We start from the raw sequence: 12995 nt of genomic DNA, 5'->3' as shown, positions 1-12995 counted from the left end.
CTTTGAGTCCGGATGGTGGGCAAGGCATGACCTGCCCCATGGCACGCACGGCGCTGCCGCGCTATATTGACCGGAACGCAACCACACACTGCCTGATGAGCACCACCACCCAATCGGAATCCGCCGCCAAAAAAGACGTGACCAAACTTCAGCGCGCCATCGTCGATGGCCTGGAGGACGTCAAGGCGCAAGACATTCAGGTCTTCAATACGGAACATCTCTCGCCCCTGTTTGAGCGAGTGATCGTGGCATCGGGTACTTCCAATCGCCAGACCAAGGCCCTGGCCTCCAGCGTGCGCGAAGCCGTGAAGAAGGCCGGCTTTGCCGTGCCGCGCCAAGAAGGCGAGGAAAACGGTGAATGGATTATTGTGGACTGCGGCGCAGCTGTGGCCCACATCATGCAGCCCGCCATCCGCCAGTACTACCGCCTCGAAGAGATCTGGGGCGACAAGCCTGTGCGCCTGAAGCTGGGCGCAGCCAAGCCTGCGGCCCGCACCAAGCCGGACGCTGAGGCCAAGCCCGCCAAGAAGGCAGCGGCCAAAAAGCCTGCGGCTGCCAAGGATGCCGCAGCGTCTGCCAAGCCAGCCGCCAAGAAGCCCGTAGCGGCCAAAAAGCCTGCTGCAGGTGCTGCCAGCGCCAAGCCAGCGGCCAAAAAACCTGCTGCCAAAAAGACCGCAGCGGCGAAGGCTCCCATCAAGACCGTGGTGGTCAAGCCCAGCGTGCCGCGTACTGCCAAGACCACGGCCAAGCCTGCTGCCAAGCGCGCCCCCCGCACCAAGGCATGAGGCTGCAGATCGTGGCCGTAGGCCAGCATGTGCCCGATTGGGCGCAGACGGCCTACGACGACTACGCCAAGCGCTTTCCGCCAGAGTTGAAGGTGGAGCTCAAGACCGTCAAGACGGAGCCCCGCGGCTCCAAGACGGTGGAGACGTTGTATGCCGCCGAGCGCAAGCGCATCGAAGCCGCCATTGCACGTGGCACCCGCATCGTGGTGCTGGACGAGCGCGGGACCAATCTCACCACCAAGGCTCTGGCCCAGCGCCTGCAGCATTGGCAGCTGGAAGGTGACGATGTGGCCCTCATCATTGGTGGCCCCGACGGACTGGACCCCGCCTTCAAGCAGGCCGCACACGAGAAGATTCGCCTCTCGGATCTGACCCTGCCGCACGCCATGGTGCGTGTGCTGTTGATCGAGCAGCTCTACCGTGCCTGGTCGGTGAATGCCGGCCACCCCTACCACCGCGAATAGGGCAGATGCTGCCCACGTTTTTCAAAGCCCTGCTGTGCCTGGTCACCGCGGGGCTTTTTGCTGTGTGGGGCATGGGCGCATGCAGGGGCCCCGGGACCATCTGTTCTACGGGCAAGCACCGTAGAGCGGATGAGGCGGCTGCTGCTTAATACGGCCAGCCGCCTGTACCCCGGGCGCTTGCATACAACGAGGGAGAAACCAATCCATGCAGTGGCTCAACAAGCTCTCTATCCGCGTGCGTCTGTATCTGGGCACGTTGTTTTCCGTGGTGATGCTCTTGCTGGTCGGGGGCGTGGGCTACGGGGCGCTGACCACCACCCATCTCCAGGTCCAGGATATGTTCAGCAACAAGGTGCAGGTGCTCAGCCAGATGGAGGAGGTGCGCAATCGGCTGGCCGAGCTGCGCCTGCTGGAGAAGGGCATCATCATCAGCGCCAACAACACCACCCAGGTGCAGGAGCTGCGCGAGCGCTGGACTGGGGGCATGACGGCGCTGCGCACCCGGCTGCAGGAGCTGCAGCAATCGCCGGGAACACCGTCCGATATGGCGCTGAATCTGGAGTCCGGCATCACCTATCTGGAAGACTATGCCAAGGCCATGAATGAGGTGTTTGGCAAGGTGGAGGACGCCTTGATGGACAGCATGGCTGCTGCGGCCTACGCCGACAACCAGCGCAGCACCATTGAGGGCATGGATTCGGTGCTGACCACTACGGCCGAAAATGCCCGCACCGACATGGAGTTCACCCGCCGTGCGGTGGAGGAGGCGGGGCGGAAAATGGGCTTGTGGCTGGGCGTGCTGCTGATGGTGGCGGTGGCCGTGCTGCTGCCCACCACCTACTTTGGCGTGCGCGCCATTACCCGGGCGCTGGCCGATGCGCAGGCGCTGGCCCAGCGTATTGCCGAGGGTGATCTGACCCAGAACGTGCAGGTGCGCCAGCGCGATGAGCTGGGTCAGCTGATGCTGTCCATGGATCGCATGCAGCAGTCGCTGCGCACCCTGGTGCAACAGGTGCAGCAGGCATCGGGCCAGGTGTCGGTGGCCAGCGGAGAGATTGCTGGCGGCAATGCCAACTTGAGCGAGCGCACCGAGCAGACTGCCAGCCACCTGGAACAAACCGCCCGTGCCATGGGCAACCTGGGCCAGGAGGTGCGCCACAGCGCCCAGGCCAGTGCCCAGGCACGCGAGCAGGCCGACAGCGCCGCCAGCGTGGCCGCGCAGGGCGGTCAGGCCGTGGACAGTGTGGTGCAGACCATGAGCGAGATCACCGCCAGCGCCCACCGCATCGGCGAGATCACCAGCGTCATCGATGCCATTGCGTTTCAGACCAACATCCTGGCGTTGAATGCGGCCGTGGAGGCCGCCCGTGCGGGTGAGCAGGGCCGCGGCTTTGCGGTGGTGGCCGGCGAGGTGCGGGTCTTGGCGCAGCGCAGTGCCGAGGCGGCCAAGCAGATCAAGCAGCTCACCGGTGACTCCGTGCGCTGTGCCGACAGCGGCAGTGCCCAGGTGGCGCGTGCCGGCCAGACCATGCAAGCCATTGTCAGCAGCGTAGAGCGGGTGGCCACCACGATTGCCGAGGTCTCGCGCGCCTGTGAGGTGCAGGACCGGCAGATCGGCGAGGTCTCGGCCTCGGTGGCCGATCTGGAGCAAATGACCCAGCAAAACGCAGCCTTGGTAGAAGAGTCCGCCGCAGCCTCGTCTGCCCTGCGGGAGCAGGCCTATTCGCTGGATGGTGCGGTGCGCCGTTTTGTTATGCCGGGCGGCACGGCCTTGCTGGCGCTGGAGCGCGCCTAGCAAGAAAGGGGCGCTGCGCATATGGGGGCAGGGTGCATGTCTCGGAGGGCGCGTGTCCCGCAGCGCAGCTTTCGGGTGGGCGTGATACTATGGTTTTCATAGCTTCCGGCGCCGCTGTGGTGCGCTTGACCTGCTTTTTTATCCGCTATGTCTGCAGCCCCTTTTCTCTATCTTGCCTCCCAAAGTCCCCGCCGCCGCCAGCTGCTCGAACAGCTGGCGGTGCGCCACGAACTGTTGCTGCCCAATGCTGCGGGCGACCTGGCCGAGGACGCAGAAGCCATCGAGGTCGAGCTGCCCGGTGAAGCACCGCGTGACTATGTGGTGCGCGTCACCGGGCTGAAGCTCGACGCCGCTGTGGCCCGCCATACGCGCCGCCAGCTGCCGGCTGCCCCCATTTTGTGTTCCGACACCACGGTGGCCCTGGGGGCGCAGATTCTGGGCAAGCCGGCAGATGCCGCAGATGCTGCGCGCATGCTGGGCCTGCTGGCCGGGCAGACACACGAGGTGTTGACCGCCGTGGCCTTGCAGGTGGGTAGCCAGCGGCTGCAGGCACTGTCGGTGTCGCAGGTGCGCTTCGCGGCCATGACAAAGGCGCAGATTGCGGCCTATGTGGCCAGTGGCGAGCCCATGGGCAAGGCTGGCAGCTATGGCATTCAGGGCTTGGCTGCCGCCTATGTCGAGCACATGGCGGGCAGCTATTCGGGCATCATGGGTCTGCCGGTGCATGAGACGGCGCAGCTGCTGCGACAGGCGGGCTGGAGTTTGTGATCAGCCCTGGGCCGCTTGCGCGGCTGGCGTAGGCTTTGGTGCGCTGTCTCTGGGCTGTGCTGCACCAGTTTGGCGGGGCAGGGCCTGCTTTGAATTTTGATAGGGCTGCAGCTTGCTTTTCGGGCTGCGGCGCACGATTTCCTGGAAGTTTTCGCGTATGCAACAAGATATTTTGATCAACTGGTCACCCCAGGAAACCCGTGTCGCCATCATCGAAAGCGGCGCCGTGCAGGAGCTGCATATCGAACGGCCGCTGGAGCGTGGCCTGGTGGGCAATATCTACCTGGGCAAGGTCTCGCGTGTGCTGCCGGGCATGCAGTCGGCCTTTATCGACATCGGCCTGGAGCGTGCGGCCTTTTTGCATGTGGCCGATGTGTGGCACCGCCAGGAAAACGGCGACGCCCCCATGTTCGCGCGCAAGAACGAGCCCCAGGTACCGATTGAAAAACAGGTGTTCGAGGGCCAGTCCATCATGGTCCAGGTCATCAAGGACCCCATAGGCACCAAGGGCGCGCGCCTGTCCACGCAGATCAGCATTGCCGGGCGCCTGCTGGTGTTTTTGCCGCAGGACGACCACATTGGCGTGTCACAGAAAATCCCGTCCGAAGAGCGTGATGCGCTGCGTGGCCGTTTGCAGGCCCTGGTGGGCACCAAGGAGGCTGGTGGCGGTGGCGGCTTTATTTTGCGCACCAATGGTGAAGACGCCAACGATGCAGAACTGGCCGACGACATTGCCTATTTGCGCAAGACCTGGGCGCGGATCAAGGACGCCTCGGTGCGGCTGCCCCCCATGTCTGTGCTGCACCAGGATTTGAACCTGCTGCAGCGCGTGCTGCGCGATCTGGTGGGCGAGCATACGCAAAGCATACGCATCGACTCCAAGGAGCAATTCGCTGCGCTGATGGCCTTTGGCAAGGAATACATGCCCAGTGCGGTGCCCAAGCTGCAGATGTACAAGGGCGAGCGCCCCATCTTTGACCTGTATGCCGTGGACGAGGAAATCGCCCGCGCGCTGGGGCGGCGGGTGGATCTCAAGTCCGGTGGCTATTTGATCGTGGACCAGACCGAGGCGCTGACTACCATCGACGTCAACACCGGCGGTTTTGTTGGTGCGCGCAATTTCGACGACACCATCTTCAAGACCAATCTGGAGGCCGCCCAGGCCATTGCCCGCCAGCTGCGGCTGCGCAATCTGGGCGGCATCATCATCGTGGACTTCATCGACATGGTGCGCGAAGAGCACCAGCAGGAGGTGTTGGCCGAGTTCCGTAAGCAACTGGTGCGAGACAGGGTCAAGACCATGGCGGGCAATTTCTCGCAGCTGGGTCTGGTAGAGATGACGCGCAAGCGCACCCGTGAATCCCTGGCCCATATGCTGTGTGAGCCCTGCCCGCAGTGCATGGGCAAGGGCAGTGTGAAAACCGTGCGCAGCGTGTGCTATGAGGTGCTGCGTGAAATCCTGCGCGAGGCGCGCCAGTTCAACCCCAAAGAGTTCCGCATCGTGGCCAATCCCAAGGTGGTGGAAATGTTCCTGGACGAGGAAAGCCAGCATCTGGCCGGGCTGTCGGACTTCATTGGCAAGCCCATTTCGCTGCAGGCCGAAACCGGCATGGGCCAGGAGCAGCACGATATCGTGCTGCTGTGAGTTCACCGCTCGGCGCGTGTTGCGCCTGAGCGCGTGAACACGCTCTGAGCCCGCGTGGCATTCAGTCCCAGGGCCAGAGGCGGTAGCCTATGCCGCGCACGGTCTCGATCAGACCCTCCTGACCCGCAAGCTGCAGCTTGCGGCGCAGCTTGGACAGGTGGGAGTCGATCACACGCTCCAGGGCTTCGCTTTCCGGCAGGCAATGCTCGATCAAATGGGCGCGTGAAAAGCAGCGCCTGGGCTGGGCAGCCAGGCAGGCCAGCAGGCGAAACTCGGTCAGCGTGAGCGACAGGGGTGCGGCACGACCGTCCTCACCATAGACGGTGGCGATATGCCCCTCGGTGTCTATCTCTATGGGCCCCACACGCAGTGGCGCGGGAGCCGCACTTGGCGCTGCGTGCGTGCGTCGAAGCACGGCGCGCACGCGGGCCACGACCTCGGGTGGGTTGAAGGGCTTGACCACATAGTCGTCGGCGCCCAGGCGCAGAGCCAGCAGCTTGTCCACATCATCGGCCAGGGCGGTGACCATGATGACCGGTGTTTGGTCTTCATCGCGGATGGCGCGCAGCACATCGATGCCATCCATGCCTGGCAGGTGGATGTCCAGCAAGACCAGGTCGGGCCGGAACTGGCGAAACAGTTGCAAGGCTTCCATGCCGTCCTGGGCCAGACGGGAGCGCAGTCCATCCCGCTCCAGATAAGCGGCCAGGACGCTGGCAATACCGGGTTCATCTTCGACGACGAGCACCAAAGGCATGGGGGCGGACGAGGTGCTGGCGTTCATGGGGCGCAATCTACAGACATCTGGTCGTTGGCAAACTCGCATTATGGGGGCGGTGGCAGGTGCTGCAGTGCCTCCATATTCGCTACACAAAGCCTGCAATGCGGCGCAAGGTTGGCTTGCTTGAATAGGCTTTCGGGGTTTTGTTTCCCCGCTTGTTTTCATCCCCTTGCCTTGTCTTCCCCCAACTCTCTCCCTATGGTCGCAACGCCCCGTTTTTTCGCCTTGAGCCTGGGCGTTGCCCTGGTGCTGGGCGGGTGTGCCGCGCCGTCTGAGCCTCAGCTTGATCGCTCGGTGCCCACGGCCTGGACGCAAGGCCTGGACCTCGCCGCCCCCGGCCCCGATCTGCGCAACTGGTGGAAAGCCTGGGGGGACGAGCAGCTCAATGCCATCGTGGAGCAAGCCTTGGCTGCCAACCAGGATCTGGCCCAGGCTGAGCTCAGGTTGGGCCAAAAGCGTGTGCTCGCCGGTGTGTCCGATGCAGCTTTCAGGCCTGGCTTCTCGGCCGGTGCGCGCACGCTGCAAGATATCGCGGCCATAGACTCCTATTTCCACGCCAGCATCGACATGGCCTGGGATCTGGGGCTGTTCGGTGCATCCGAGTCCAGCCAGCGCGCGAGCAAGGCCGAATTGCTGGACGCCAAGGCGCGCCTGCAGGCGGCACGCGTGGCCTTGGTGGCCGATGTGGTCCATCGCTATCTGGACCTGCGCCTGGCCCAGCGCCAGCGCAGCCTGCTGGGTGAGCAGCGCCGACTTGACGAGCGCGCCCTGGCCCTGGCCCGCGTGCGCCAGCAGCAGCGCCTGGGGACGACCGAGGCCGTGCTGCAGTTGCAAAACCAGGCCAGCCAGAGTGCGGCGCAACTGGCCGACATGGAGTTGGCCCAGGCGCGTGCGGCCCACGGTCTCGCGGCCCTGCTGGGCCAGACCCGGCCCCATGCCGAATGGTTGGCGGCTGACGCGCAGGCCCGCCTGCCTCCGGCACAGGCCTTGGGCTTGACGGCCCTGCCTGCCGATCTGCTGCGCACGCGGCCTGATCTGCAGATGGCCCAGGCTGCGGTGGAGCGTGCGGCTGCCGACGCCGGGTTGGCGCAGGCCGCGCTCTATCCGCGTGTGGTGCTGATGGGTTCGCTGCTGTACTCCTACAACCTCACGCAGAACTTTCGTACCACCTCGGACAACAGCCCGACGTTCGGGCCGCAAATTGATATTCCGCTGTTCGACTGGGGCCAGCGCCGCGCGCGCGCCGATGCCAGCGAGCTGGCGCTGCAGGCCGCAGGCCAGGCTTACAGACAATGCGTGCTGGATGCCGTTGCCGAGGTGGAAATCGCCCTGGCCGGCCTGACGGCACAGGGGCAGCGCCTGGCTGCGTTGCAGCAGACCCAGCGCAGCCTGTTGCAGGGCAGCCAGCGCCAGCAAAAGCGCCAGCAGCTGGGGCTGGACAGCGAATTTGGCGGCCTGGCCGGGCGGCGCGCCGAGCTGGTTGCACGCAGCGATCAGGCCACGGCGCAGGCTGCCCAGGCCCTGGCCTATGTGGCGCTCTACAAGGCCTTGGGGGCAGCGCCGCTGCCGGATAAGGAGCCCGGGGCGGCGACGGCCGAGACCGAGGAGGCCGGATCATGATTGCACTGGCGCGCAAGACGCTGGTGCATGAGTGGCGGCGCTTCATACCCTCGGTTTTTGCCGTGGGCTTCTCGGGTGTGCTGCTGGCCATGCAGGCTGCGCTGGTGCTGGGCATTTTCGGCTCGGCCGCGCTGTATGTGACGGCCTCGTCGGCCGACATCTGGGTGGGCTACCCAGGCACGCAAAGCGTGAATTTCGGACGGGACATAGGCCGCGATGTGGAGATGCGCATGCGCATGGACCCTGACATCACGGCCGTGGAACCCTATGTCTGGGTCGACGGCGACTGGCGTGCGGCCAACGCGGCGGAAGCCCAGGCCCATGGCGGGGTCTCCATCTATTTGTCCGGCATCGCCACCGAGGCGGAGTCCATGCTGTTTGCGCGCGTGCTGCGGCCCTGGCAGCGTGCACGTCTGCGCGAGCCCGGCGCTGTCATTGTTGACCATGCCGATCTGGGCACGCTGGGCGTGCAAGAGGGCGGTGTGGCCTGGATCAACGGCCACCGCGTGCGCGTGGTGGCGGCTGTTAGCGGATTGCGCGGCCTGGGTGGCGCCAATGTGCTGTCTTCGCTGGCCACGGCGCGTGAGATCGCAGGGCCCGAACATGGGCCGGGCAGTACCTATTTCGTGGCCCGTCTGCGTCAGGGCATCAAGCCCACGGTGGTGAGAGATCGGCTCAACCAGACCGGCCAGGCGCAAGCCAGTTTTGGCCCCTATGAAGCCTGGACGGCCAGGGATTTTGCCCGCCGCTCCCAGCGCTATTGGATGCTGGATACGGGTGCCGGTGCGGGCGTGCTGTTCATGGCCCTTATCGTGTGCCTGGTGGGGTCGGTGGTTACCAGCCAATCGCTCAAGGCCGTGGTCGCGGCCTCGGCGCGTGAATACGCGGTGCTCAACGCCCTGGGTGTGAGCCGTGGCGCCCTGGGCCGGGTCGTGGTTGAGCAGTCGTTTTGGATAGGCGCCCTGGGCTTTGTGCTGGCCGCTGTGGCCAGCAGCCTGCTTTTGGCTCTGGCCATGGCTTATCGCGTGCCGGTGGCGCTGACGCCCATGGCCGTCCTGCTGTGCGCGCTGCTGGTGGCCGTGCTTTCCCTGTTGTCAGGCCTGGGCGCCATGCGCAGCCTGCTGCGCGCCGATCCGGCCAGCTTGTTGCGCTAAGCCATGATCATGTCGCCCCCTACCATGCAAACCATCCAGACCGCCCCGGACCTCCCCAAGGCACCGCCCAGCCTGGAAGCCGTGCGCCTGAGCAAGTCCTTTTTGTCGGGCGTGGTCAGCGTGCAGGTGCTGCAGTCCCTGTCGGTCAGCCTCTACCCGGGCGAGCTCAGCCTGATCTCCGGCCCCTCGGGCTGTGGCAAGAGTACCTTGCTGTCGCTGATGTCTGGCCTGCAGTCGCCGGACAGCGGTCAGGCCATGGCCCTGGGCCAGGATCTGGGCGGCATGAGTGTGCGTGCGCTGGAAAAATTTCGGCTGCGCCATACGGGTTTTGTGTTCCAGGGCTTCAATCTTTTCCCCGCGCTCACGGCGCTGGAGCAGGTCCAGCTGCCGCTGGGCTATATGGGGCTCAGCACGAAGGAGTCCTTGCAACGCTCGCATGAGGTGCTGGAAGAGGTGGGCATGTCCCACCGCAGCCATATGCGGCCAGCCCAGCTCTCGGGCGGTGAAAAGCAGCGCGTGGCGATTGCACGCGCCATGGCCAAACAGCCCGAGCTGCTGTTTGCCGACGAGCCCACCAGTGCGCTGGACGCCGAGAGCGGCCAGCGCGTCATCGATATCTTGCACCGCGCGGCGCGCAGGCATGGCACGACGGTGCTGTGCGTGAGCCATGACCCGCGTCTGGTGCGCCATGCCGACCGCGTGCTCGGCATGGAAGACGGCGCCATACGCAGTGACAGGCGCCAGCTTGCTGCCATCAAGGAAAATCTATGAAGTACCCCCTGAGTCGCGTACGCGCCTTCCCCCAGAGGGGGACGACAGCTTCGCTGCGGGGCGGCCCTTGCTTGCTGTCCCTGGCCTGGGGCCGCGCCCTGGGCCTTACGCCCTCGCCCCTGCTGCTCGCCAAGGTGTGGAGCCTGGTTTCCTCCCCCAGCCGTAGCGCCAGCCTGCTGGCCGCTCTGTCCATGGCAGCTTTGGTTGCGGGCTGCGGCCCCTCGAATGATGCGCAGCCTGCAAACCAGGCCGCGTCGAGCGCCAGGGCACAGCCCGCTCGGGTAGTGGCCGTTGCGCGCGGCAAGGTTGAGGTGGACGGTGGTTTGCTGGAGCTGTCTCCGGCCACGGCCGGCGTGGTGCAGCAGATTGCGGTCAAGGAAGGCCAAAGCGTGGAACGCGGCCAGTTGTTGCTGCGTCTGGCCGATGAAGCCGCCCAGGCCGATTTAGGGGTCGCAGAGTCCGAGCTGGCCCTGGCACAGGCACGTCACAAGTCGCGCCAGGCGCGCCTGCCTCAGCTCAAGCAAAGCCTGGAGCGCTGGCGTGCCGCTGCACGCGAAGCCGCAGCCGATGCCCAAAATGTGGACGAGGCGGCCCAGGCGCTGCGCGATGCCGAGGCCGAGGTCGAGTTGAGCCAGGCCGAGGCCAAGGTTGCCCAGCGCAAGCTGGAGCAATTGCGTGCCCTGCAAAAGCGCCATGAGCTGCGCGCACCCGAGGCCGCTGTTGTGGCGCGCCTGAATACGGCTGTGGGCAGCCAGGCACAGCCGGGGCTTGCCGCCCTGGTTCTGCTGCCGGCAAGGCCGCTGCAGGTGCGTGTGGAAATCAACGAAAGCTTTGCTTCGGCCGTGAAGCAGGGCATGAAGGCCACGGTGGTGCTGGACGGCGACGCCGGCTCGGCCACGGCCTTGCCAGAGGCCAAGGTGACGCGCATCAGCCCGGTTTATGGCCTGGCCCGCTTGCAGGAAGACCAGCAGCGCGGCCCTGTGCGCGTGATTGAAAGCGTGCTGAGTTTTGACCAGCCCCCGGCAGGCGTGCGCGTGGGGCAGAACGTGAGGGTGCAATTCCATGAATGAACTTACACACCCCCTGAGCGGCTGCGCGGCTTCCCCTGAAATAGGAAGACAAGAGGACTGCGGCTTTGTCTTGCCTGAGTTTGCACAGCCCTTGCGCGGTGTCTCTGAGTTCGAGCGTGGCGGTTTGATGGGCCATGCTTTGTCGAGGGCGCAGCCCAATCCTGGCTGGATGGTGCAAAGCGATTTTGACGGCACCATCAGCCTGGTCGATGTCACCGACAGCCTGCTCAACCGCTTTGGCCTGCCGGGCTGGCAGCAGCTGGAAGAAGACTGGGAGAACGGCAAGATAGGCTCGCGTGAATGCATGAAGGGCCAGGTGGCCTTGCTCGACATGAGCGAGGCGGAGCTCCGTGCCCACCTGGACACGATTGCTGTTGACCCCGGCTTTGCAGGCTTTGTGGCGCAAGCCCAGGCCCATGGCATGGTGGTGCAGGTGGTCAGCGACGGCATAGACCGTGCCATACACCATGTGCTGAGCCGCCATGGTCTGGGCCATCTCGAAGTCATCGCCAACCGGCTGGAGCAGGTGGGCGAGCGCCGTTGGCGCCTGGAGTCGCCCTGGGCCAGCGCGCGCTGCAAGCGTGCCAGCGGCAACTGTAAATGCGAGCGCCTGGCCGAGCAGCAGGCCGTGCATGGCCGCGTGCTCTATGTGGGCGACAGCACCTCGGACTTCTGCGTTTCGGGTCAGGCCGACCTGGTGCTTGCCAAGTACAAGCTCATCGCCCACTGCGAAAGCATGGGCATCGCCCATGTGCCGTTCACCGATTTCGCCGAGGCCACGCAATTGCTGGCCAAGGTGGTGCTGGGCCAGGAGGCCATGGCATGAATGCAAGACCGGAGCTGGCGGCCGCGCCGCTGGCGCAGATCTGCGTGACCGAGCATGAGTTCGCCATGCCAGGCCATGGCCGGGCCGCGCGCACGGGCGTGCTGCTGGTACATGGCCTGACCGGCACGCCGGCCGAGATGCGGGTGCTGGCCAAGGGCTTGAACAAGCAAGGCTTCAGCGTGTATGCGGTGCAGCTCGCAGGCCATTGCGGCAGCATGGAGGATTTGCTGCACACGCGTTGGAGTGACTGGCTGGCCAGTGTGGAGCAGGGCTTGCTGCGCCTGGCCGGGCAGGTGGACCAGGTGGTGGTGGGCGGCCTGTCCATGGGGGCTTTGCTGTCCCTGGCCGTGGCTGAAAAACATGCGGACAAGGTGGCCGGGGTCTGCGCTCTGTCCACCACGTTCCGCTATGACGGCTGGAGCATGCCCATCTACACCAAACTGTCTTTTTTGCTGCCTCTGTTTCGCGCGCTGGGCATTGGCCGAAACAGCGTCTTCATGGAACAGCCACCCTACGGAATCAAGGACGAGGCGCTGCGTGCGCGTGTTGTCGAGCAGATGCTGGGCGGCGACAGCGCGGCCGCAGGCCTGCCGGGCAACCCCTGGTGGTCGGTGGTGGAGCTGCGCAGGCTGTCGGCCCATGTGCTGGCAAGGCTGGACAGGCTGCGCTCGCCCTGTCTGGTGATCCATGCCAAGGAAGACGACATCTCGGCCGTAGGCAACGCCCATGACATCGTGCGCCGTGCAAGCCATGCCCATGTGGAGCTGGTGCTGCTGGACAACAGCTATCACATGATCACCATAGACCGCGAGCGGCGCACGGTGATTGCCAAGGTGAACGAGTTCGTGGCCCGGATTGCCAACATGTCCGTGCCTGCGGTCGGGGCTGTGGCAGAACCTGTGAACACCGCTGGCGTTCAGGCGCCGGCAGTGGCGGGTGGTGTGCATGGGCAGTGATATGTCGCCCCTGGTCATCACGCTCTGGGTTTTGAACGTGTTGGTGGACAGCGGTGGTCAGCTGGCCTTCAAGGCCGCGGCCAGCGAGCCTGGCGAGCTGGCCGGCACGCAGCGCTGGCGCTTCATGGCAGCCCGTCCCTGGCTGTGGGTGGGCGTGGGCTGTTATGTGGCCGAGTTTGTGCTGTGGCTGGCCTTTTTGTCCCTGGTGCCGCTGTCTGACGGCGTGCTGCTGGGCTCGATCAACATCGTGGCCATCATGGTGCTGGGGCGTGTGCTGTTCAAGGAAAAGCTCGCGCCCATGCGGGTGGCAGGCATTGTGCTGGTGTCTGTCGGTGTAGGGATTGTGGGGCTGGGCTAGGC

The 12995-nt window shown here is 65.2% G+C and carries 13 protein-coding genes; 12 read left to right on the top strand and 1 reads right to left on the bottom strand.

The window, feature by feature from the left end; translation table 11 throughout:
* Window positions 1–95 precede the first annotated feature (95 nt).
* The 5 genes from rsfS to rng all read left to right on the top strand — a co-directional run bounded on the left by rsfS (window position 96) and on the right by rng (window position 5457).
* Entirely contained in the window at window positions 96–785 is a 690-nt protein-coding gene (rsfS, locus tag ACA027_RS12455) for a ribosome silencing factor (RefSeq protein WP_370678548.1), read from the top strand.
* The gene (gene rlmH / locus ACA027_RS12450; RefSeq protein WP_370678547.1) at window positions 782–1249 is read left to right on the top strand and encodes a 23S rRNA (pseudouridine(1915)-N(3))-methyltransferase RlmH; all 468 of its coding nucleotides are present in this window, start codon (window positions 782–784) and stop codon (window positions 1247–1249) included. Before rsfS ends, rlmH begins: the two co-directional genes overlap by 4 nt.
* Window positions 1250–1454: 205 nt before the next feature.
* Window positions 1455–3044 (top strand): methyl-accepting chemotaxis protein, encoded by a 1590-nt coding sequence (locus tag ACA027_RS12445; protein ID WP_370678546.1) that lies wholly within the window; start codon window positions 1455–1457, stop codon window positions 3042–3044.
* Between the two features lie 147 nt (window positions 3045–3191).
* A complete protein-coding gene (locus ACA027_RS12440; RefSeq protein ID WP_370678545.1) occupies window positions 3192–3812 on the top strand; it encodes a nucleoside triphosphate pyrophosphatase in 621 nt (206 codons plus the stop codon).
* A 157-nt stretch (window positions 3813–3969) separates the two neighbouring features.
* Window positions 3970–5457, top strand: coding sequence for a ribonuclease G (rng, locus tag ACA027_RS12435; RefSeq protein WP_370678544.1), 1488 nt, complete (start codon window positions 3970–3972; stop codon window positions 5455–5457).
* Window positions 5458–5518: 61 nt separating this feature from the next.
* Here the strand turns inward: rng and ACA027_RS12430 are convergent, their stop codons facing one another.
* Window positions 5519–6241, bottom strand: coding sequence for a response regulator (locus tag ACA027_RS12430; RefSeq protein WP_370678543.1), 723 nt, complete (start codon window positions 6239–6241; stop codon window positions 5519–5521).
* A 195-nt stretch (window positions 6242–6436) separates the two neighbouring features.
* Here ACA027_RS12430 and ACA027_RS12425 point away from each other — a divergent pair, with 195 nt between their 5' ends.
* The 7 genes from ACA027_RS12425 to ACA027_RS12395 all read left to right on the top strand — a co-directional run bounded on the left by ACA027_RS12425 (window position 6437) and on the right by ACA027_RS12395 (window position 12993).
* Window positions 6437–7858 carry a TolC family protein gene (locus ACA027_RS12425; protein WP_370678542.1) on the top strand — a complete coding sequence of 474 codons (1422 nt, stop codon included), beginning with the start codon at window positions 6437–6439 and terminating at the stop codon, window positions 7856–7858.
* On the top strand, window positions 7855–9012 hold the full coding sequence (locus tag ACA027_RS12420) for an FtsX-like permease family protein (protein WP_370678541.1): 1158 nt from the start codon (window positions 7855–7857) through the stop codon (window positions 9010–9012). The genes ACA027_RS12425 and ACA027_RS12420 overlap by 4 nt, the downstream gene beginning before the upstream one ends.
* Window positions 9013–9021: 9 nt before the next feature.
* Window positions 9022–9783 carry an ABC transporter ATP-binding protein gene (locus ACA027_RS12415; protein ID WP_370678540.1) on the top strand — a complete coding sequence of 254 codons (762 nt, stop codon included), beginning with the start codon at window positions 9022–9024 and terminating at the stop codon, window positions 9781–9783.
* Between the two features lie 191 nt (window positions 9784–9974).
* Window positions 9975–10853, top strand: coding sequence for an efflux RND transporter periplasmic adaptor subunit (locus ACA027_RS12410; RefSeq protein ID WP_370682573.1), 879 nt, complete (start codon window positions 9975–9977; stop codon window positions 10851–10853).
* Window positions 10854–10980: 127 nt separating this feature from the next.
* A complete protein-coding gene (locus ACA027_RS12405) occupies window positions 10981–11679 on the top strand; it encodes an MtnX-like HAD-IB family phosphatase (RefSeq protein ID WP_370682572.1) in 699 nt (232 codons plus the stop codon).
* On the top strand, window positions 11676–12635 hold the full coding sequence (locus tag ACA027_RS12400) for an alpha/beta hydrolase (protein ID WP_370678539.1): 960 nt from the start codon (window positions 11676–11678) through the stop codon (window positions 12633–12635). Before ACA027_RS12405 ends, ACA027_RS12400 begins: the two co-directional genes overlap by 4 nt.
* Window positions 12625–12993, top strand: a complete 369-nt coding sequence (locus tag ACA027_RS12395; protein WP_370678538.1) for an EamA family transporter — start codon at window positions 12625–12627, stop codon at window positions 12991–12993. The genes ACA027_RS12400 and ACA027_RS12395 overlap by 11 nt, the downstream gene beginning before the upstream one ends.
* The last annotated feature ends 2 nt before the right edge of the window (window positions 12994–12995 follow it).

This window comes from Comamonas sp. GB3 AK4-5, from assembly GCF_041320665.1.
Taxonomy (GTDB): domain Bacteria; phylum Pseudomonadota; class Gammaproteobacteria; order Burkholderiales; family Burkholderiaceae_C; genus Comamonas.
The sequence above is the reverse complement of the archived record's forward strand: the minus strand, read 5'-3'. Positions and strand labels throughout refer to the sequence as shown.